The sequence below is a fragment of the Bradyrhizobium sp. HKCCYLRH2047 genome (genome assembly GCF_051168175.1).
GTDB lineage: Bacteria > Pseudomonadota > Alphaproteobacteria > Rhizobiales > Xanthobacteraceae > Bradyrhizobium.
Genome location: NZ_JBNPUM010000002.1, coordinates 103,542 through 124,704, shown reverse-complemented (window position 1 = coordinate 124,704; position 21,163 = coordinate 103,542). Strand labels below are relative to the sequence as shown.

General features: G+C 67.8%; 16 protein-coding genes. 10 read left to right on the top strand and 6 right to left on the bottom strand.

The annotated features are described in order from the left end of the window. Positions 1–93 precede the first annotated feature (93 nt). From ACQR1D_RS04165 to ACQR1D_RS04150, 4 genes are all read left to right on the top strand, one after another. Positions 94–3,615, top strand: coding sequence for a hypothetical protein (locus ACQR1D_RS04165; RefSeq protein WP_434838101.1), 3,522 nt, complete (start codon positions 94–96; stop codon positions 3,613–3,615). A gap of 156 nt (positions 3,616–3,771) precedes the next feature. After that, complete coding sequence (locus ACQR1D_RS04160) at positions 3,772–4,605, top strand: hypothetical protein (RefSeq protein ID WP_434838102.1); 834 nt, start codon at positions 3,772–3,774, stop codon at positions 4,603–4,605. Between the two features lie 153 nt (positions 4,606–4,758). Further along, positions 4,759–5,685: a sulfite exporter TauE/SafE family protein gene (locus tag ACQR1D_RS04155; protein ID WP_434838103.1), complete on the top strand. Its 927-nt coding sequence runs from the start codon at positions 4,759–4,761 to the stop codon at positions 5,683–5,685. Then, the gene (locus ACQR1D_RS04150; protein WP_315801558.1) at positions 5,682–6,461 is read left to right on the top strand and encodes a TIGR02186 family protein; all 780 of its coding nucleotides are present in this window, start codon (positions 5,682–5,684) and stop codon (positions 6,459–6,461) included. The genes ACQR1D_RS04155 and ACQR1D_RS04150 overlap by 4 nt, the downstream gene beginning before the upstream one ends. Positions 6,462–6,474: 13 nt before the next feature. Here the strand turns inward: ACQR1D_RS04150 and ACQR1D_RS04145 are convergent, their stop codons facing one another. Together ACQR1D_RS04145 and ACQR1D_RS04140 are read right to left on the bottom strand one after the other, a co-directional pair. Beyond that, the gene (locus ACQR1D_RS04145; RefSeq protein ID WP_315801559.1) at positions 6,475–7,236 is read right to left on the bottom strand and encodes an MBL fold metallo-hydrolase; all 762 of its coding nucleotides are present in this window, start codon (positions 7,234–7,236) and stop codon (positions 6,475–6,477) included. Next, a complete protein-coding gene (locus ACQR1D_RS04140) occupies positions 7,233–8,153 on the bottom strand; it encodes a DMT family transporter (RefSeq protein WP_434838104.1) in 921 nt (306 codons plus the stop codon). Before ACQR1D_RS04140 ends, ACQR1D_RS04145 begins: the two co-directional genes overlap by 4 nt. Before the next feature lie 98 nt (positions 8,154–8,251). Between ACQR1D_RS04140 and ACQR1D_RS04135 the strand changes: the two genes are divergently transcribed. After that, the gene (locus ACQR1D_RS04135; RefSeq protein WP_434838105.1) at positions 8,252–9,118 is read left to right on the top strand and encodes a LysR family transcriptional regulator; all 867 of its coding nucleotides are present in this window, start codon (positions 8,252–8,254) and stop codon (positions 9,116–9,118) included. A gap of 219 nt (positions 9,119–9,337) precedes the next feature. Here ACQR1D_RS04135 and pdeM read toward each other — a convergent pair whose 3' ends face one another. The 4 genes from pdeM to ACQR1D_RS04115 form a co-directional block, all read right to left on the bottom strand. Beyond that, the gene (gene pdeM / locus ACQR1D_RS04130; protein ID WP_316182065.1) at positions 9,338–9,985 is read right to left on the bottom strand and encodes a ligase-associated DNA damage response endonuclease PdeM; all 648 of its coding nucleotides are present in this window, start codon (positions 9,983–9,985) and stop codon (positions 9,338–9,340) included. Positions 9,986–10,165: 180 nt separating this feature from the next. Further along, a complete protein-coding gene (locus ACQR1D_RS04125; RefSeq protein WP_434838209.1) occupies positions 10,166–12,928 on the bottom strand; it encodes a ligase-associated DNA damage response DEXH box helicase in 2,763 nt (920 codons plus the stop codon). Positions 12,929–13,221: 293 nt separating this feature from the next. Further along, positions 13,222–14,451 (bottom strand): ABC transporter substrate-binding protein, encoded by a 1,230-nt coding sequence (locus ACQR1D_RS04120; RefSeq protein ID WP_316181968.1) that lies wholly within the window; start codon positions 14,449–14,451, stop codon positions 13,222–13,224. Positions 14,452–14,560: 109 nt separating this feature from the next. Next, on the bottom strand, positions 14,561–15,487 hold the full coding sequence (locus ACQR1D_RS04115; RefSeq protein ID WP_434838106.1) for a methyltransferase domain-containing protein: 927 nt from the start codon (positions 15,485–15,487) through the stop codon (positions 14,561–14,563). Positions 15,488–15,608: 121 nt separating this feature from the next. Between ACQR1D_RS04115 and ACQR1D_RS04110 the strand changes: the two genes are divergently transcribed. The 5 genes from ACQR1D_RS04110 to ACQR1D_RS04090 all read left to right on the top strand — a co-directional run bounded on the left by ACQR1D_RS04110 (position 15,609) and on the right by ACQR1D_RS04090 (position 21,100). Beyond that, positions 15,609–16,646 carry a ligase-associated DNA damage response exonuclease gene (locus ACQR1D_RS04110; RefSeq protein WP_434838210.1) on the top strand — a complete coding sequence of 346 codons (1,038 nt, stop codon included), beginning with the start codon at positions 15,609–15,611 and terminating at the stop codon, positions 16,644–16,646. Continuing rightward, complete coding sequence (locus ACQR1D_RS04105; RefSeq protein WP_434838107.1) at positions 16,643–18,529, top strand: ATP-dependent DNA ligase; 1,887 nt, start codon at positions 16,643–16,645, stop codon at positions 18,527–18,529. The genes ACQR1D_RS04110 and ACQR1D_RS04105 overlap by 4 nt, the downstream gene beginning before the upstream one ends. A 120-nt stretch (positions 18,530–18,649) precedes the next feature. Beyond that, positions 18,650–18,958: a DUF6460 domain-containing protein gene (locus ACQR1D_RS04100; RefSeq protein WP_315717950.1), complete on the top strand. Its 309-nt coding sequence runs from the start codon at positions 18,650–18,652 to the stop codon at positions 18,956–18,958. A 13-nt stretch (positions 18,959–18,971) separates the two neighbouring features. Further along, a complete protein-coding gene (locus tag ACQR1D_RS04095; protein ID WP_434838108.1) occupies positions 18,972–19,706 on the top strand; it encodes an MBL fold metallo-hydrolase in 735 nt (244 codons plus the stop codon). A gap of 107 nt (positions 19,707–19,813) precedes the next feature. Further along, positions 19,814–21,100: an MATE family efflux transporter gene (locus ACQR1D_RS04090; protein ID WP_434838211.1), complete on the top strand. Its 1,287-nt coding sequence runs from the start codon at positions 19,814–19,816 to the stop codon at positions 21,098–21,100. Positions 21,101–21,163 lie beyond the last annotated feature (63 nt).

Genomic DNA, 21,163 nt, shown 5'->3' with positions numbered 1-21,163 from the left:
ACGATCTGCGCGGACCCGTTCATGTTCATGTCCGGGACGCGTGGGGAGGCTGGAGGCGCTTGGTGGAGCGCTGGAAGCGGAACCGGACGAGACATGAATTCGCGCGTACCGTGGAGTAATGAAGGCATCGACCCGTCCGTCCGTGAAAGGGCCGAGGCCGCGGCGCAACGCGCCGGCATGACGCTGAACGACTGGATCAACTCCACGCTCGGCGCATCGGCCCCGCCCGATTTCCGCGGCAGCCCCGCGCCACGCAGCACGCCGACCGTCAGCCGCGATGCCCGCGAGGTGACCGACATCCATCAGCGGCTCGACTCCATCGCACGGCAGATCGAGCAGATGTCGCGCCCCGTCGCGCGCAAGGATGCGCCGCGCGACGAGCAGGGCGTCGCGCGCCAGCTCAACGACGCGATCTCGCGGCTCGACGCCCGCCTGTCACAGATCTCGACGCCGCTGCGCAAGCCGGACACCGAGGACCGCTATCGTGGTCCTGACGGCGTCGAGCGCGCCGCCGCACAGCTCTACCGGCCGGCCCAGACGCTCAGCGCAGGCTCGTTCGACGTGGCCGTCGCCGAAATCAGCGCCCGCCAGAGCGAGCTCGACAATGCGCGCCCGCTGCCGCCGCACCAGGCGCCGCCGACCGCGCCTGCCATGGCATCCGCAGCAGCGCCGCTGATGACCCCGATCAGCGCGCCGCTGACGCCGCCGCAACCGGCGGCACCCACTCCCGATTTCTCGCTGCTCGAACGCCATCTGCTGAAGATCACGAGCCAGATCGAGGCGCTGCATCGCCCCGAGGACGGCATCGAGCAGTCGATCGCCGGCTTCCGCAACGAGCTCTCCGAGATCCGTCACGCCATTACCGAGGCGATGCCGCGCCGCGCGATTGAGTCGATCGAGAACGAGATCCGCTCGCTGTCGCGCCGCATCGACGAGAACCGCAACACCGGCGTCGACGGCCAGGCTCTGGCCGGGATCGAGCGCGCGTTGACCGACATCCGCGAGGTCGTCGGCTCGCTGAAGCCTGCCGAGCAGCTCGCCGTCTATGACGAGGCGATCCGCAATCTCGGCGCCAAGCTCGACCTGATCCTGCGCGCCAATGACGACCCCGGCACCGTGCAGCAGCTCGAAAGCGCCATCGCGGCGCTGCGTGCGATCGTCGCCAATGTCGCCTCCAACGACGCGCTGGAACGGCTGTCGGACGATCTCCGCCAGCTGTCGTCGAAGGTCGACCAGGTCACGCAGGCGCGCGACAATCACGACTCGTTCCACGAGTCGTTTGCGGCGCTCGAACAGCGCATCGCCGCGCTGACCTCGACCCTGGAGAGCCGCGAGCCGCCGGCGGCCGCGCCCGACAACACCGCCCAGATCGAGGACGCGCTGCGCGGCCTGTCCGACCGGATCGACCGCCTGCAGGTCGGCAGCGACGGCTCATCGGCGATCACGCATCTCGAACAGCGGATCAGCTACCTGCTGGAACGGCTCGAAGCCGCCAACGACCCGCGCGGCGGCAACATGACCCGGGTCGAGGATGGCCTGCAGGACATCCTGCGCTATCTCGAACGGCAGCAGGCGACCTTCGCAGCGCTGGCGGAGAGCCGGTCGCAGCGCGAAACGTCGCATGACGGCGGCCTGATCGACATGGTCAAGCGCGAGCTGTCCGACATCCGCTTCAGCCAGACCGAGACCGACCGCAACACCCAGGACTCGCTCGAGGCCGTCCACAACACGCTGGGGCACGTCGTCGACCGCCTCGCCATGATCGAAGGCGACCTGCGCAATGTGCGCGCCACCGCGAGCCCGCCGGCCGCGCTGCCGCCGCTGGCGCCGCCAATCGAGTCGCCGATGCCGGCCGCACGCGCGACGGCGCCCCAGGCCTATGCCGAGCCCGCCAAGCCAGAACCTGCCTACCGCCCGGAGCTGCCCAATCCGGCGGCCGAGGAGCCAGCGGGACAGATTGTCGCTCCGGCCGCGGGTCAACAGGCGTTCGCAGCGGCCTCGCGCGACTTCCACGCCGCGCAGGCGCCGGCGGCCGCCATGCCGCCGCCGATTCCGCCGAAGGCGATCGCCGACATCCTGGAGCCGCACGCAGCGCAGGCGCCCCGCCCGACCGTCATCGTCCCCGAGCTGCCACCGGATCATCCGCTCGAACCCGGCACCCGTCCGCCTGGCCGGACCGCATCGCCCGCCGAGCGGATCGCCGCGTCCGAGGATGCCCTGAGCGAGCTTCCCGCCGGCAAGCGGGAGCCGGTGTCGACATCGAGCTTCATCGCGGCTGCGCGCCGCGCGGCGCAGGCCGCGGCGGCGGCACAGCCTGTGGACGCCAAGAAGGCGAAGAAGGACAAGCCGAAGGACAAGGCCAAGGAGCCGCCGAAAGACCTCCCCAAGGACGTCGCCAGCGACGCTGTCAAGCCCAAGGCCAAACCCAAGGACAAGCCGACGTTCGCTCTCACCGCCGAGGGCGACGAAGAGGTCTCGACCATCGGGTCGAAGATCCGTTCGCTCCTGGTCGGTGCAAGCGTCGTGGTGATCGTGCTCGGCACCTTCAAATTCGCGATGTCGCTGCTCGACAGCGGCAGCACGCCGCCGCCGATCTCGCCGATGGAGACTCAGGGCGAGGCGCCGCGCGCGCAGATGCCGTCGGCCTCGCCGAGCCTGTCGCCGCGGCCGACGACGCCCGACCAGAGCGCGCCGTCGTTGACCTCGCCGACGCCGCTCGACCGTCAGTCCTACAATCGGGCCATGCCGAGCGAAGCGGAGACGATCGCGATGCTCGCGATCCCGCAGGACGTCGAAAAGCCAGCCACCTTACCCGCTGCCGTCCCCACTGACGTCACCGGCACGATCCCCACCGCTGCCAACGGCCAGAAGCTCGGTTTGGTGCAGGTGCCCGCCTCCGAGAAGCTGCCCGATGCCATCGGCGGACTGGCGCTGCGCAATGCCGCACTGAAGGGTGATCCGACCGCCGCCTACGAAGTCGGCGTGCGCTTTGCCGAGGGCAAGGGTGTCGCGGCGAACTATGAGGAAGCCGCGAAGTGGTATGACCGCGCGGCGCAGGCCGGGCTGATCCCGGCGGTCTTCCGTCTCGGCACCTTCTACGAGAAGGGCCTCGGCGTGAAGAAGGACGCCGACATCGCCCGCCGCTACTACGTGGTCGCCGCCGAGCGCGGCAATGCCAAGGCGATGCACAATCTCGCCGTGCTGGACGCCGACGGCGGCGGCAAGGGCGCGAACTACAAGAGCGCCTCGCAATGGTTCCGCAAGGCCGCCGAGCGCGGCGTCGCCGATAGCCAGTTCAACCTCGGCATTCTCTATGCCCGTGGCATCGGCGTCGAACAGAACCTCGCCGAATCCTACAAATGGTTCACCCTGGCCGCAGCGCAGGGTGACGTCGACGCAGGGCGCAAGCGCGACGATGTCGCCAAGCGGCTCGATGTCCAGTCGCTCGCCGCGGCCAAGCTCGCGATCCAGACCTTCACGGTCGAACCGCAGCCCGACGACGCCGTGAACGTGCCGGCGCCCGCCGGCGGCTGGGATGGCACGCAGGCGATCGCCAAGGCAGCCGCCGCCAAGGCGGCCCTGGCGAAGCGCGCGGCGGCGACGGCGCCGCGCTGACACGGGTATAGCGCCCCCCTCTCGACATGGACGAGCGCTCGCGCGCAGCCCAAAAAAATCCTCCCGGCTTGCGATCGCGCCGCCATAGTGTCGCGCGGTCGATCGATATAGATTGTCGCGGCGGATCATCACGAGCGCCGCGAGGAGCATCGACAGGTGTCAGCGGGGAACGAACAACAGGACGGCGCGCGCTTCCTGCAGTCGCCGACGGGGCCCCGCGTGCCGCCGCGGACCACGGCGAACGTCGCCGCTGCTCCGCCTCCTCGCCAACGAATGCAGCACGTGACCGACGGCTATCCTGCGGCGTTCCGATGGCGCCGGCTGGCTACCGTCATCTTCTTCGTTGCAATCGTGCTCGGCGGGGGCATTCGCGCCTACCGCGACCTGTCGCGGCCTGACGCCTGGTCGTTCTGGAAGGATCAGTACATTTCGCCAAGTCTGTCGGCGGCGCTGGTCGCCGACCCCGTCCTTGCCGGGCTGGGCGACAGGCGCGCCGTGCTCGCCGTCAGCGGCCCCATCGGACCAGCGGCGGCCGGCTGGCTGCGTGAGCGGATCAGCGAGGCCCGTCTCAAGCCGGGTGACGTGATCCTGCTGTCCTCGCCCGGCGGCAACCTCGACCAGGGGGTACTGATGGGCGAGATCATCCGCGCCCGCGGACTCGCGACCGCCGTCGGCGTGGCCGACAATGGCGGCCGCATCCGTCCGGGCTTCTGCGCCAGCGCCTGCGTGTTCGCCTTTGCCGGCGGGCAGACCCGCTACGGCCTCGATGGTTCGGCGCTCGGCGTGCACCGCTTCACGTCTGAGGCCCGCGGCGCTGACGCGGTCGCCGACACCCAGCGCGTCACCGGTGCCATCCTCGGCTACATGACGCGCATGGGCGTATCGTCGCAGGTCATCGAGGCGATGTCGCAGACCCGCGACATCCGCTGGCTCGATCCGAGCGATGCCGAGGCCATGAGGCTGGTGACCGCGCAGCTCAAGGCCCTTTGACCGAGCCCTCAGAACCCCACGCTCGGCGTCGGCGGATGTGACTTCGGGCGGGAATGACTGATCCCTTCGCTGCGATTTTCGGTTATGCAGGAGCTTGGCGTCCTGCATGGCATGCGCGGGATGCTCGCTCGAAGGATGGCAGAGGCCGCGCGGATGCAGATTTATCTTCCGATCGCCGACATCCCGGTCAACATCTTCCTGTTGCTGGCGATGGGCGCGGCCGTCGGCTTCGTCTCCGGCATGTTCGGCATCGGCGGCGGGTTCCTGATGACGCCGCTCCTGATCTTCGTCGGCATCACCCCAGCAGTTGCGGTCGCCTCGGTCTCCAGCCACATCGCCGCCTCGTCGTTCTCCGGCGCGCTGTCCTATTGGCGGCGGCGCGCCATCGATCCCTCGCTGGCCGCGGTATTGATGATCGGCGGCGCGCTCGGCACGGGGCTCGGCGTCGCCACCTTCACCCTGCTGCGGTCGCTCGGCCAGCTCGATCTGATGATCGCGCTGTCCTATGTCGCGCTGCTGACGAGCGTCGGCGGCACGATGTTCTGGGAAGGACTGCGCGCGATGATGCGCGCGCGCCAGGGCGCGGTCGCGACCGTGCGGCGTCCGGGCAGCCATGTCTGGATCCATGGCCTGCCGCTGAAGATGCGCTTCAAGCGCTCGAAGATCTACATCTCCGTCATTCCAGTGATCGGCATCGGCCTGATCATCGGCTTCCTCGGCGCCGTGATGGGCATCGGCGGCGGCTTCATTCTGGTGCCCCTGCTGATCTACCTGCTGCGTGTGCCGACCTCGACCGTCATCGGCACCTCGATGGTCCTGACGCTCGCGACCATGATGATCGCGACCATGCTGCACGCGATGAGCAATCATCTGGTCGACGCCGTTCTGGCGCTGATCCTGATGGTCGGCGGCGTCACGGGCGCGCAGTTCGGGGCCCGCGCCGGCCAGATGATCCGCGGCGAGCAGCTTAGGCTGCTGCTCGGCCTGCTGATCCTCGCCGTCGGCATCCGGTTCGCGATCGAGCTCGTGATCAAGCCCGACGACCTGTTCACGATCCGCGAGACCGAGATCAGCCAATGACGCCGCTCCGCCTCGCCAGCCTTATCGTCATGCTGCTGCTGGCCGGCGCCGCATCCGCACGCGCCGAGCGCCTGATCGTCTCGGTCTCCAACCATCGCGTGACGGTGACGCCGAACTATTCCGGCGAGGAGCTGGTGCTGTTCGGCTCGGTCGAGAAGGACATCCAGACGCCGCCGGGCCGCACCGCCTATGACCTCGTCGTCACCGTCCGCGGACCGCGGGCCGACATGGTGACGCGACGCAAGGAACGAAAGTTCGGCATCTGGATCAACACCGACTCCCGCCAGTTCCTGAAAGTGCCCGGCTATCTGGCGCTGTTCGCCAACCGCCCCTTCGATGCGATGGCCGCGCCCGAGGTGCTGCGCCGGCAGCAGCTCGGACTCAACAACGTGCTGCTCACGCAGCGCGTCGGTCCCGACTATGCCGATGTCGTCCCGAACGACGCGTTCCGCAGCGCCTTCGTGCGGCTGCAGTCGCAGCACGGCCTGTACCGCGAGGATACGTCCGCGGTGACCTTCCTCACGCCGACGCTGTTCCGCACCGGAATCCCGTTGCCCGCTGCGGTCCCGATCGGCACCTACGAGGTCGAGATCAAGCTGCTCGCCGACGGCGCACTGGTCACCAAGACCGAGACTGCGTTCGAGATCGTCAAGGTCGGCTTCGAGCAGTTCGTCGCGGCCTCCGCCAAGCAGAACGGCTTCGTCTATGGCCTGGTCACCGCCGCGATGGCGCTGATGACGGGATGGATGGCGTCGATCGTGTTCCGAAGGGATTAGTCGCTGTGCGAGGTCAGCGTTCGATCACCGTCCGCACACCTGGCTCCAGCAGCTTCAGCCGCGCCCCGAAGCCGAGTACGTCGAACGTGTTGCGCAGGTCCTGCGCGCTCTGCCGGAAATGTGCCCAGCCATCGGTGTGGACGGGAACGATTAGCGCGTCAGAAAACACCCGGGCCGTCTCGATCGTGTCGTTGGTGTCCATGGTCAGGTGGAACGGCCCGCGCGTCTGCGCCGCGCCAGCAAACGGCAGCACGATTCCCGCACGAAAGCGCCGCGCCACCTCGGCGACGCCGTCGTAGAACACGGTGTCGCCGCTGACATAGATCGGCGCAGACCCTTTCGACTGCAGCACGAATCCGATGACATCGCCCGCGACCGGCTCGATGCCGGCCGGACCGTGGCGCGCCGGGGTTGCCACAACCTTCAACGACCTGCCATTCTTCGTCAGCTCGGTTTCGCTCCAGGGCGCGAGCCCTTCGGCTGACGCACCGAGCCGTATTGCACCGATCTCGGTGGTCAGCACGCGCCGCGCACGGGACAGGAAGGCCCGTCCGCCATGATCGAGATTGTCGGAATGCTGATCATGGCTGAGCAGCACCGCGTCGACGTCGCCGACCGCATCTGCCGTCAGCGCCGGTCGCGAGAGCTTCTCCAGGGTGACGTGCGGCAGCTGATATGTGCCGGGATCGTCGAAGGTCGGATCGGTCAGCAGGCGGAAGCCGTCGATTTCGATCAGGGCGGTCGGGCCGCCGATCAGCGTGATCGCAACGCTCATGCTTGTGCTCCCACCGTGCGGGCCGGAGCCCGCGTGACCAGATAGATCCCGAGCGCGACGGGTATGACGCCGAGCAGATCCTGCAGCGCCACGTGCTCGCCGAGCACCACGAAGGCGAAGATCATCGCCAGCGGCGGCATCACGAAGTGATAGGCGCTGGCGGCGGTCGCACCGCAGACCTTCAGGAGGTGAAACCAGAGCACGTAGGCGAGGATCGAGCCGCCGAGCACCAGGAAGGCGAACGCACCGATCAGTTGCGCATTCAGCACGATCTCGCCCACGTGCGACACGCCCAGCGCCACCGGCCAGAGCACCAGCCCGGCGGAGAGATTCTGGATTCCGTTGCCGACCCACAGGCTGCCCTTCGGCGCGAGCTGTTTGAAGAGGATGGTGCCGGTGACGATCGAGGCCAGCGCCGCCAGCGTATAGAGGATGCCTTCGAGGTGGTCGGTGCCGACGGACATGCGGTGCCAGACGATCATGGCGACGCCGATGGTGCCGAGCGCGAGGCCCGCGACCTTGCGCAGGGTCAGCGGCTCGCCGAGCAGCAGCGCGGCGAACACCGCGGTGAACACCGGATTGGCCGAGACGATCAGGCCGCCGAGCCCCGCCGACACCGTCTGCAAGCCGGTATAGCCGAGGCCGAGATAGAGTGCGTTGTTGGCGATGCCGATGATCGCGAACACCGCCGCATCGCGCCAGCTCATGCGCAGCTCGCCCCGGATAGCCGGCACCGCGAGAATGAGCACGCCGGCGAGCGAGAACCGCGCCGCGAGCAGCAGGAGCGGCGGACAATAGGTGACGCCGATCTTGCCGGCGACGAAGGCAAAGCTCCACAGCAGGCAGAACAGGCCGATCTCGAGCGGCAGCAGGTTCGACTTCACGGGGGTCACCGCAACGGAGGATAGGGACGACATCGGGGATCTCCTTCGTCCTCGATGTAGGGCTATTCCTTTCCCATCTGGAAATTAAATGATAGACTGAAACTCAGTGGTTTTCCAAATGGAGGCCAGGAATGCTCGATCTGGACCTGTTGCGCAGCTTCGTCTCGGTGGTCGAGGCCGGCGGCTTCACCCGCGCGGGCGAGCGCGTCCACCGTACGCAGTCGACGATCAGCCAGCAGATCCGGCGGCTCGAGGACGATCTCGGCCAGACGCTGCTCAACCGCGACGGCCGCGAGGTCACGCCGACCGAGGCCGGCGAGCGGCTGTTGTCCTATGCCCGCCGCCTGCTCGCGCTTGCCGAGGAGGCCCGCGACGTCGTGGCACGTCCGGGTCCGGCCGGCGCGGTGAAGCTCGGCATTCCCGAGGATTTCGCCGCCTACCGCCTCGCCAAGCTGCTCGCCGCGTTCTCGCGCGCCCACCCCGATCTGCGGCTCGACGTGCGTGCCGACCAGAGCCTCAACCTCAAGCGCGACATCGAGCGCGGCGACCTCGATCTGGCGCTGCTCAAGCGCGGCGCCGACGACTCACACGCGGCGATCGCGGCATGGCCGGAGCAGGTCTATTGGGTGACCAGCAAGAGCCATCCGGTCAGCCTCGATGCCCGCTCGCTGCCGCTGATCGGCTTCCCGCTCGGCTGCATCTATCGCACCCGCGCGATCCATGCGCTGGAGAGCGAGGGACGCGCCTGGCACATGGCCTACACATCGTCGAGCCTCGCCGGCATCCAGGCCGCGGTCGCCGCCGGCATGGGCCTGAGCATCCTGTCCGAGATGTCGGTGCAGTCGGAGCACCGCGTGCTGACGGCCCGCGAAGGGTTTGCGCCGATCGACCGCACCGAGGTCGCGCTGGTCGCCTCGCCGGACGCCAGCCCGGCGACGCTGCGGCTCGCGGACCGGCTGGCCGAGTTCTGCGAGAAGGTGCAGGCGAAGGCGGCGTGACGAGTATCTTGTCTACGGCTCCTGCCACCCTGCCGCCACGATGGCGGTGCGTCCCCTCTCCCGCTTGCGGGGGAGGGCTAGGGAGGGGGCCGCTCCAACGGCGGTGCGCGTGGCGCCCCTCTCCAACTCTCCCCCGCACGCGGGGGAGAGAGCGCGGCGGAGTTCGTCGCCGGCATGGTCAGTCCAACTCCGAATTTCGACTCCCGACCATCCACTGAACTAATAGCACCTCGCCGCGGCGATGCTGTGCAGCCGGGTATCTCCCAGCACATGGGCGATGAAGGCACGCTTCGGGAACAGCCTGGCGAAGGCTGCGTCGCGCACGCTCAGGCCGCCGGCATAGGCGCCGAACGCCGGCATCACCGCGCGCTCGCCGTCGGAGACGAAGCAGCGGCGCTCCAAAGTGCGCGCCCGCGTCGCCACCCGCGCCTTGGGATGCAGATGGCCGGCGATCTCGCCGCGCGCGCCGGTCGGCTCGTGGCGGAACGTCACCGCGCCCAACGTGATCTCGTCCGCAACCTCGCCGCCGATACCGCGCGGCGCCGGATCGTGGTTGCCCGTGATCCAGACCCAGTCGCGGCCGACCTGGAGATTTGCGATCGCAGCGCGGTCGTCGCCGGTCAGGCGCGTATGCGCATCGCGATCATGAAAGCTGTCGCCGAGCGCGATCACGGTGCGCGGATTGTAGTGTGCGATCACCGAGGCAAGGCGCTGGAGCGTCGCGATGGTGTCGAACGGCGGCAGCAGCGTGCCGCGCGAGGCGTAGCTCGAGCCCTTCTCCAGATGCAGGTCGGAGACAACGAGCAACTGCTGCGCGTCCCATACCAGCGCGCCGGAGAGATCGACGCGCAGCGACAGGCCGGCGATCTCGAGCGCGGCGGAGCGGCCGCGCTGCGCACCACCGTGCTGATCGGGATGAGCCGAGGCGATGGCGATCGGAAGACTCACGACGGCCGCTCCTCGGGGCTGCCCCCCTCCCCGGCCCTCCTCCACAAGGGGGGAGGGAGTAGACCTGCTGCGCCGCGCATTGCGTGCCCCAACTATCAACTACCCCATCGCTTCCTTCACGAGTTCCTCGGCAGCCTCGGCCAGAAGCTCGTCGGCGGCCTCGCCATAGACGGATTCGCGGCCGATTTCCAGCATCACCGGCACCGCCAGCGGCGAGACGCGATCGAGTTCCCGATGGGTGATTCGTCCCTCGATGCGCTGGAGCATATCACCGAGTCGCTTCAGATCGAGCAGGCCGGTGGCGGCATCGGCGCGCGCCGCGCGCAACAGCATGTGATCGGGCTGATGCCGGCGCAGCACGTCGTAGACCAGATCGGTCGAGAACAGCACCTGGCGGCGGGTCTTCTCCTCGGTCGTCGACCGCCGCGCGATCAGGCCGGAGATGATGGCGCAGGAGCGGAACGTGCGCTTCATCAGCGCGGATTCGGCGAGCCATGCCTCGAGATCGTCGCCGAGCATATCCGGGTCGAACAAAGCTGCGAGGTCGAGCCGCCCCTGCTTGACCATCAGCGACATGTCGCCGAGCCCCCACACCGCAAGCGCATATTCATTGGCGACGAAGCCGAGCGGCCGGGCGCGCGCCCGCTCGAGCCGGCGCGTCAGCAGCATGCCGAGCGTCTGATGCGCGAGCCGGCCTTCGAACGGATAGCAGACGATGTAGTGCTTGTTGGAGCGCGGAAAGGTCTCGACGAGCAGCTCGCGCCGGGCCGGGATGCGCGACACGTCCTTCTGCAACGACAGCCAGTCGCGCACCTGCTCCGGCAACGCGCTCCAGGCCGTGCGGTCGTCGAGCAGGCCGCGCACGCGCTCGGCGAGATAGGTCGACAGCGGAAACTTGCCGCCCATATAGGACGGCACCTTCGGATCGGAGTCGTTGGCCCTGCTGACATAGACCTGGTCCTCGGCCAGCGCCTCGTAGCGCACGATCTCGCCGCTGAACACGAAAGTGTCGCCGAGCGTGAGGCCTTCGATGAACGCCTCCTCGATCTCGCCGAGCAGCCGGCCGCCGCGCGCGATCGCGCCGGTCGCTCCCGTGCCGCCGCCGCGCGCGCGCACCAGCCGCACCTTCAGCATCGCTTCTTCCACGATGGTGCCGACGTTCAAGCGATAGCTCTGCCGCACCTTGGGATTGGCGACGCGCCAGCGGCCCTTCGCATCCTGCTTGATGCGCGCGAACCGCTCATAGGTCTTCAGCGCGTAGCCGCCGGTGGCGACGAAGTCGACGACGTCGTCGAAATCGGCCCGCGACAGCGACGCATAGGGCGCGGTGGTGATCACCTCCGCATAGAGTTCGTCGCTGAGAAACGGCTCGGCGCAGGCGCAGCCAAGCACGTGCTGAGCCAGCACGTCGAGCGCGCCGATGCGCAGCGGCGGCGTGTCCTGCGCATTGTCGGCGATGGCGTCGATCGCCACCGAGCATTCCAGCACCTCGAAGCGGTTGGCCGGCACCAGCACCGCGCGCGAGGCCTCGTCGAGCCGGTGATTGGCGCGGCCGATACGCTGCATCAGCCGCGAGCAGCCCTTGGGCGCGCCGACATTGATGACGAGGTCGACGTCGCCCCAGTCCACACCGAGATCGAGCGAGGAGGTGCAGACGACGCCGCGCAGCCGGCCGGCCGACATCGCGTCCTCGACCTTGCGGCGCTGCGCGACGTCGAGCGAGCCGTGATGCAGGGCGATGGCGAGGTTGTCGTCGTTGATGCGCCAGAACTCCTGGAACAGCATCTCGGCCTGACTGCGGGTGTTGACGAACACGAGCGTGGTCTTGTTCTTCTTGATCAGCTCGTACATCTCGGCCAGCGCGTGGCGCGCGCTGTGGCCGGCCCATGGCAACCGCTCCTGGGTGTCGAGCATCTCGACCACCGGCGGTGCGGCGCCGCCGGCGACCACGACATCGGCCGCAGCGATGCCGCCGCGCGGTTGCGGCACCAGGAAGCGCGCGAGCTGCTCGGGCTCGGCGACCGTCGCCGACAGGCCGATCATGCGCATGTCCGGCGCGAGCCGCCACAGCCGTGCCAGCGCGAGCGACAAGAGATCGCCGCGCTTGGAGGTGACCAGCGCGTGCAGCTCGTCGAGCACGACGCGCTTCAGCGAGGAAAACAGGAACGGCGCATCGTCCGACGACAGCAGCAGCGCCATCTGCTCCGGTGTCGTCAGCAAAATGTCCGGCGGATAGCGGCGCTGCCGCTGCCGGCGCGACACCGGCGTGTCGCCGGTGCGGGTCTCGACCTTGATCGGCAGACCCATCTCGGAGATCGGCGCCTCGAGATTGCGCGCGATGTCGACCGCGAGCGCCTTGAGCGGCGAGATGTAGAGCGTGTGCAGGCCGGTGGAGCGAACGACGGATCGCCCCGTTGAAATCACCTTTGCAGCTGCCGGGTTGGTTCCTGCTACCCGCGAAGACGAAGGATCGGGATCCGCGGCAGTGGACTCGCCAGATTCGTGCGAGGCGTCCCGGCGGGAAGGCGCGGGACTCATCGATACTTCCGCCGGAGGCCCCCCTCCCCGCCCCTCCCCCACAAGGGGGGAGGGAGAGGAGAGAGCGGATTGTTTGGCGCGAGCAGATCGGTCATTCGACGCAGAGGCCGAGCCCAATTCCACCAAGGTTGGCAGGAACCCGGCGAGCGTCTTGCCGGCACCGGTCGGGGCGATCAGCAGTGCAGACCGGTTGGCCCGCGCCTTGTCGAGCAGCGCGAGCTGATGCGCGCGCGGCGCCCAGCCGCGCGCCGCGAACCATTTTGCGAAATGGTCAGGCAGCGCGGCGCTGTCGTCGGACGGGACTGGTGAGACGCGGGGCGGCACCGGGGGAAGGTAGGCAGTCACGCGCGGTTCGTCGAGGGTCGGGGCGAGAACACGCGATTGCCTCGACCACCTCCGCCGTCGGCCCAGCCCATGCTGAAGCGCACCAGCGCCTCAGTAAACTCCGTTGTCGTTCCTGCGAACGCAGGGACCCATAGCCACCGGCCCCGACGAGACGATGACTGGCAGTTATGCCTGACCGATTGACCCCGCGGTATGGGTCCCTGCGTTCGCAGGGACGACACCGGAGAGTGCGGCGACAGCTCCGGTGTCATCATCCGATGGAGAGAAAATCCCTACTCTGTCATCGGCTTCTCGGAGATGCTCCAATCCTTGCCGTCGAAGATCGAGATGTAGAGCGTCTTCATCGGCGTGTAGTCGTCCGGCGTGTAGGCGTAGTTGACGCCATCGAGGAAGAACGGCGAGTGGAAGCCCGCGAGCGTCGTGGCGTGCTTGAGCACGTTCTCGCGGGTCAGCGTGTCGCCGCAGCGGCGCAGGATCTCGCCCATCGACACCGCCTGGCCGTAGCCGGCATAGGCGATGGTGTTGTCGGGATCGATGTTGGGCAGGTACTTGGCGCGCAGCGCCTCGAAACCCTTGACGTCCGGGTCGTCCTTCCATTGCGGCACGCCGGCATCCTTGGAATAGCGGATGGCGACGATGTCCTTGGCATTCTCGAGTCCGGCGGCCGAGAGAATCGAGCGGCCGGTCGAGCCGGCCGACAACAGCTGCAGCGGCTTCCAGCCGAGCTCGGCCACCTTGCGGATCGACTGCGACGTCGCCTTGCCGGTGGTGATGTTGTAGAACACGTCGGCGCCGGACTTCGACAGGTTGATGAGCTGGGAGTCCACCGTCGGCTCGGTGAGATCATAGGTCTGCTCCATGATCACCTGCGCCTTGCCGCCGGCATCGGCCAGCACCTTCTTGAACGGTCCCAGGAAATCGCGGCCGAAATCGTCGTTCTGATAGAGGATGCCGATCTTGGCTTCCGGCTTCACGCTCAGCACATGCTTGGCGAGGATGCGCGCCTCCGTCGGATACAGCGGCAGGCCGGCCATGGTCCATTTGTAGTTCTTGGGGTCGTTCCACTTCGAGGCGCCGGTGTTGAGCAGGAGCTGCGGCACGCCCTTGGAGTTGAGGTATTTGTGCACGGCGGTCTGCGGCGCGGTGCCGAGCGAGCCGTACAGCGCCAGCACCTCGTCCTGCTCGACCAGCCGCCGGGTCGCCTCGACGCATTTCGGCGCGCTATAGGCATCGTCCATCGTCAGGAACTTGACCTTGCGCCCATTGATGCCGCCCTGCTCGTTCAGCATCTGGAAATAGGCCTCGCCGACACGGCCGAGCACACCATACAGCGAGCCGGGGCCGGAATGCGGAATGGTCTGGCCGATCCTGATCTCGGTATCGCTGGCGCCGGCGTCATACTTCTTCTCGGCGGCCCAGACATAGGGCGACGCGATCGTCGAGGCGCCGATGGTCGCAAGCGCGGTGGCGCAGAAATCGCGCCGCGTCAGATGTTTTTTCATTTTTTGTCTCTCCCTGGACTGCCGGCATTTTTTGGCATCGAGAGAGCTGCGGCAAGAGCGAAGTTGCCGCATTGGACGCTGCGTGCAGCGCATTCAATAGCGTGTAGACTCAAGTCCTGGTGGCGACCACGGCCAGCCCGCGCACCGGCAGCTGCTCCTCGGTCCGAGGCGATGCCGGCGCGAGGTGAGCCAGCTTCAATCCCGCGGCTGCGATCACGCTACGGACATATTCCGCGCCATGGGCATAGCGCAGCCCCTTGCCCATGATGACACCGTCGCCGTCATGGGTCTCGACGGTGAAGGCCAGCAGTCCGCCCGGCATCAGCACACGTTGCGCCTCGCGCAACACCGGGCCGAGGTCGCCGACATAGACCATCGCATCGGCAGCAAGAATGAGATCCGCAGACGCATCGTCCTGGCGCGCCAGCCCTGCGGTCATATCGTCGACCTCGAGCCCGGCATAGAGCCCGGTGGCGCGCGCTTCCGCGATCATGCCGGCCGACAGGTCGATGCCGATGAAGCTGTCGACGTTCTTGGCGAACGCCGCCGCGCCGAGGCCGGTGCCGCAGCCGAGATCGATGGCGCGCTTGAAGTAGGCCGGCTTGCGCTCGGCCGCGCGCACTGCGAGCACGGCCTTGAACAGGATGTTCGGCGCCCGATAGTTGAGCCGCTCGGTCAGCTCGGACTCGAAGCGCGGCGCGTATTGGTCGAACAGCGACTGCACATAGGCCTTCGGCATATCCGACAGCGGCGCGGCGCCGAGCTGCATCAGCCGCACGCCGGCGCCATGGCGGTCATCCGGATCGGCGGCCCGGGCGTTCTGGAACGCGGCGACCGCCTTGTCGGTTTCGCCGAGCGCAATCCTGATCTGGCCGAGCTCGAACCACGCCGAGGCGAAGTTCGGCGCGACCTCGATGGCCTGCTCCATCACCTCCGCGGCCGCGGCCAGATCGCCCTTCAATTGCAGGTCGCGGGCGAACTCATAGCGGCGGTCGGCGATCAGGTCGCCGGAGGAGAGGAAGAAACGGTGGGGCATGCTGGAACCATGGTCTGGGCGGGCTGTCATTCCAGGAGATGGCTGCGCGGGTCAAGCCCGCGCATGCCGGCCGGGAATGGGACAGACTGAAAATCCGGCTGACGAGACCTATATGAACTTGATGCGCCCGCAAGACATTCTGTTGCCCGTTCCGTCCGGCCTGTGCTGCAAGTCCGGCGGCTTTCATATCGATCCCGTGCGCCCGGTCGAGCGGGCGCTGATCACGCATGGCCATTCCGACCACGCCCGTGCCGGCCACGGCGCCGTGCTGGCGACGCAGGAGACGCTGGACATCATGCGGCTGCGCTATGGCGAGAATTTTGCCGGCAACACGCAGCCGATCCGCTATGGCGAGGAGATCAGGCTCGGCGACGTCACCGTGAGCTTCCACCCGGCGGGCCATGTGCTGGGCTCGGCGCAGATCAAAGTGTCCTGCGGCGGGACCTGCATCGTCGCCTCCGGCGACTACAAGGATGCGCGCGATCCGACCTGTACGCCGTTCGAGCTCGTGCAATGCGACGTCTTCATCACCGAGGCGACGTTCGGCTTGCCCGTGTTCCGTCACGGCGACGCGGCGCTGGAGGTCAACAAGCTGCTGGCCTCGGTAGCGCTGTTTCCCGAGCGCGCGCATCTGGTCGGCGCGTATTCGCTCGGCAAGGCGCAGCGCGTGATCGCGCTGATCCGCGAGGCCGGCTACGATCGGCCGATCTACCTGCATGGCGCGATGGAGAAGATCACGCGCTACTATCAGGACAAGGGAATCGCGCTGGGCGAGCTGCGGCCTGTGAAGGGCGTCAAGAAGGCCGAGCTTGCCGGCACCATCACGCTTGCGCCACCGAGCGCGACCTCCGACCTATGGACCCGGCGCTTTCCCGATCCCGTCACCGCCTTCGCCTCGGGCTGGATGCGGGTGCGCGCCAGGGCCCGGCAGCGCGGCATCGAGCTGCCGCTAGTGATCTCGGACCATGCCGATTGGGACGGGCTGACCGCGACCATCTCGGCGACCGGCGCAAGCGAAGTGTGGGTCACCCATGGCCAGGAGGACGCGCTGGTGCATTGGTGCCAGTCGCGCGGGCTTGCCGCGCGGCCGCTCGACCTGGTCGGCTACGGCGACGAGGAGGAGAGCGAAGTGGCGGCGACGGAGGACGCCGAGGCATGAACCGCTTCGCCGAGCTGCTCGACCGCCTCGCCTACGAGCCCGGCCGCAACAACAAGCTGCGGCTGCTGACGGCGTATTTCCGCGAGGTCGGGGACCCCGATCGCGGCTACGCGCTATCAGCGCTGACCGGCGCGCTGTCGTTCAAGCACGCCAAGCCGGCCCTGATCCGCGACCTGATCGCCGCGCGCACCGATCCGGCGCTGTTCGCGCTGTCGTATGACTATGTCGGCGATCTCTCGGAGACGGTCGCGCTGATGTGGCCGAAGGGCGCTCCTAATGAGCAGCTCGTTTCCGGGTACCCCTCTCCCCAGCCCTCCCCCACAAGGGGGGAGGGAGCCGAGTGGGACCCGGAGTTTGCATCTCATTCGATAGCGAACGGCAGCTCGAAAAGTGCTCTTGCTCCTCCGAGCACCACTCCCTCCGTTCCCTCCCCCCTTGTGGGGGAGGGTCAGGGAGGGGGGTGCCACACAGGCGGTTTCCCTGAAGCGCACACACCCGGATCGCACGCCGCAGGCCACAACAACCCGCCACCGCCGACGCTGACCGAGGTCGTCACCACCTTGCGCACGCTCGGCAAGACGGAGATGCCGCGGCAGCTCGCGCAATGGCTGGATGAACTCGACGAAACTGGGCGCTGGGCACTGCTGAAGCTCGTCACCGGCGCGTTGCGCATCGGCATCTCCGCGCGCCTCGCCAAGACCGCGGCCGCCGCCCTCGGCGACAAGGACCCGCACGAGGTCGAGCTGATCTGGCCGGGCCTCGCGCCGCCCTATCTCGACCTGTTCGCCTGGCTGGAAGGCCGCGGCGACAAGCCGGTCAATCGCGATCCCGCGCCGTTCCGGCCGGTGATGCTGGCGCATGCCGTCGACGACGACGACTTCGCCAACATGAAGGCAGCCGACTACATCGCGGAATGGAAATGGGACGGCATCCGCGTGCAGGCAGTGAGCGGCCGCGAGGCCGATGGCCGCGTCGTCACGCGGCTGTATTCGCGCAGCGGCGAGGACATCACGGCAAGCTTCCCGGACCTGCTGCCGTCGCTGCATCTGCCCGGCGCGCTCGACGGCGAGCTGCTGGTGGTGCGCGACCGTCGCGTGCAGAGCTTCAACGTGCTGCAGCAGCGGCTGAACCGCAAGACGGTGTCGCCGAAGCTGATGAAGGAGTATCCGATCCACCTGCGCGCCTACGACCTGCTCGGCGATGAGGAGCACGATCTGCGCGAGCTGCCGTTCGAACAGCGGCGCGAGCGGCTCGAAGCGTTCATCCGGCGTCTGGATGACCCGCGCGTCGACCTGTCGCCGACGATTGCGTTCGCGACCTGGGACGAGCTGAAGGCTGCGCGTGCCAATCCCGCCTCGGCCGGTGCCGGCGACGATGCCGAGGCGGTCGAAGGCGTGATGCTGAAGCGGCGGGACGCGCTGTATCTGCCCGGCCGTCCCAAGGGGCAATGGTGGAAGTGGAAGCACGATCCGCACATCATCGATGCCGTGCTGATGTATGCGCAGCGCGGCCATGGCAAGCGCTCGTCCTACTACTCCGACTACACGTTCGGCGTCTGGACGGCAGGAGACGGCGGCGATCAGCTCGTCCCCGTCGGCAAGGCCTATTTCGGCTTCACCGACGAGGAGCTCCTGCAGATCGACCGCTTCGTCCGCCGCAACACCACCGAGAAGTTCGGTCCCGTGCGGCATGTCGTGCACGAGCCCGAGCAGGGCCTTGTGCTCGAAGTGGCGTTCGAGGGCCTGCAGCGCTCGCCGCGGCACAAATCCGGCATCGCGATGCGCTTTCCGCGCATCAGCCGGCTGCGCTGGGACAAGCCGCCGCGCGACGCCGACCGGCTGGAGACGCTGGAGCGCATGCTGAAGAGCGAGACGGCGGGGTGACGGCGCGGGAACATTAAATGCCAGTAATCGCCTTGCGGCGCTGAGCCGGGTTCCCCACCTGCCCTGCCGTGCTTTATAATCGGGCTCGCGAATCCGACGAACCCGCCTGGAGACGATGCCATGTCGAACGACGTCAGGGACTATCCGGCCCGCGCCCGCAGCTCGGATGGCCTGTACCGTTTTCTCGGCGGCTCGCCGCTGTCGGTCGCGTTCCGGCTGGTGCTGCTGTCGATCCTGGTCGGCGTGGTGCTGTCGGCGATCGGCTTCGATCCGCTGAACATCCTGCACAGCATCCGGCTGCTGTTCATCCGGCTGTACGAGCTCGGCTTCGACGCCTTCAACTGGCTGTGGCGCTACTTCCTGCTCGGCGCCGTCATCGTGATTCCGGTCTGGCTCCTGTCGCGGCTGTTCGCCCCGCGCGGGCGCTAGAGAGACGCAGCCGATGCAGCTCCGCTTCGTCGGCTGCGGTGACGCGTTCGGATCGGGCGGCAGGTCCAATACCTGCTTCCATCTGACGGCGGCGCGCACCAACCTTCTGATCGATTGCGGCGCGTCGTCGCTGCCGGCGCTGAAGCGGCTCGGCATCGCCTGCAACGCCATCGAACTGATCCTGATCACGCATTTCCACGGCGATCATTTCGCCGGACTCCCCTTCCTGCTGCTCGATGCGCAGTTTTCAAAGCGGACGCTGCCGCTGGTGATCGCCGGCCCTGCCGGCATCGCGGCGCGGCTGACGCAGGTGATGGAGGCGCTGTTCGAGCATTCGTCGCGCACGCCGCGGAAATTCGAGCTGTCGGTGATCGAGGTTGAACCGGAGCAGACGGCGCGCTTCGGCAAGGTCTGCGTGACGCCGTTTCCAGTCGTCCACGGCAATTCGGGCGGGCCGTTTCTCGGCTATCGGATCGAGGCCGAGGGCAAGATCGTCGCCTACACCGCGGACACCGAATGGACCGACAGCCTGATCCCGCTCGGCCGCGACGCCGACCTGCTGATTGCCGAGGCCTATACCTACGACAAGGCGGTGAAGAACCATCTCAGCCTCGCGACGCTGGAGGCGCATCTCGATGCTATCAGGCCGAGGCGGCTGGTGCTCACCCATATGAGCGACGACATGCTGGGCCGGCTGGACCGCATCGACCACGTGGCCGCGCATGACGGCATGAGCATCGACCTCTAGCCGGGAGAGGCGAAAGGCCGCTAAGAACGGCAGAGACGCGCGTGTCGCGCGTTTCGCCAATCAACGAGCCGTTCTTGACCGCTTCAGCCAAAGTCACGACTGCGCAGGTGTTCGACATCGCGGGCCCCGCGATGATCGCCAATCTGACCACGCCGCTGATCGGCATCGTCTCGACCACGGCGATCGGCAGGCTCGGCGAAGCGGCCATGCTCGGCGGCGTCGCCATGGCCTCGGTGATCTTCGACTGCCTGTTCTGGCTGTTCGCGTTCCTCCGCGCCAGCACGCTCGCCTTCACTGCGCAATCGCTCGGCGCCGGCGAGACCGACGAGATCCTGATGGTCCTGGTCCGCGGCCTCGTGCTGGCCGCGCTGATCGGCGTCAGCCTGATCGCGCTGCAACTGCCGCTGGGCGCGATCATCTTCGACATCATGGGCGGCAGCGACGCCGTGCTGAGCGCGGCCCACAGCTATTTCATCGTCCGGATCTGGTCGGCGCCCCTGGCGCTCGCCAACTACGTGCTGCTCGGCTGGCTGGTCGGACTGGCGCGTGCGCGGCTGGCCTTGGGCGTTCAGGTCGCGATCAACCTGATCAACATGGCCGCGACCATCCTGTTCGTCCAGGTGCTGCAGGCCGGCATCGCCGGCGCGGCGATCGCCGCCGTGATCGCGGAAACGGTCGGTGTCGCGATCGGCCTCGTGCTGGCGCGCCGATTGGTCAAGGCCGACGCCCGGATGTCGCGTGCGGCGCTGCTCGACCGCGCCAAGCTGATGCACATGATGGCCGTCAACCGCGACATCATGATCCGCACCGCGGCGATGATCGTGGCCTTCCTGTTCTTCACCTCGCAAGGCGCGCGCGCCGGCGACACGACGCTTGCCGCAAACGCGGTGCTGAACAATTTCCTGCTGGTGGCCGCCTTCTTCCTCGACGGGCTCGCCAATGCCGCCGAGCAGCTCTGCGGCTACGCGTTCGGCGCGCGCGACAAGGACGCCTTCGCCGGCGCCACGAGGCTGGTGCTGACCTGGGGCTTCGGCTTCGCGCTCGCGGTGGCCGCGATCTTCGCGCTGTTCGGGCCGGTGCTGATCGACGTGATGACGGCAAGCGATGCCGTGCGCCGTGCGGCGCGCGACTACCTGCCGTTCGTGGTGGCGTCGCCGCTGCTGTCGGTGTTCGCCTTTGCATTCGACGGCGTCTATATCGGCGCCACCTGGGCGCGCGACATGCGCAACCTCATGGTGGCGGCGCTGGTCGTCTTCCTCGGCACCTGGCTGGCGCTGCGCGGCTTCGGCAATACGGGCCTGTGGATCGCGATGCTGAGCTTCTACGCGGCGCGCGGCGGCTTCCAGGCCGCGCGCTATCCGGCGCTGTTGCGGGCGTCGTTCGGGAAATCATGAGGGTCGTAGGGCGGCGAAGCGCAGCGTGCCCGCCGCCTTCCTTGACGTGCAAAGGGTGGGCAC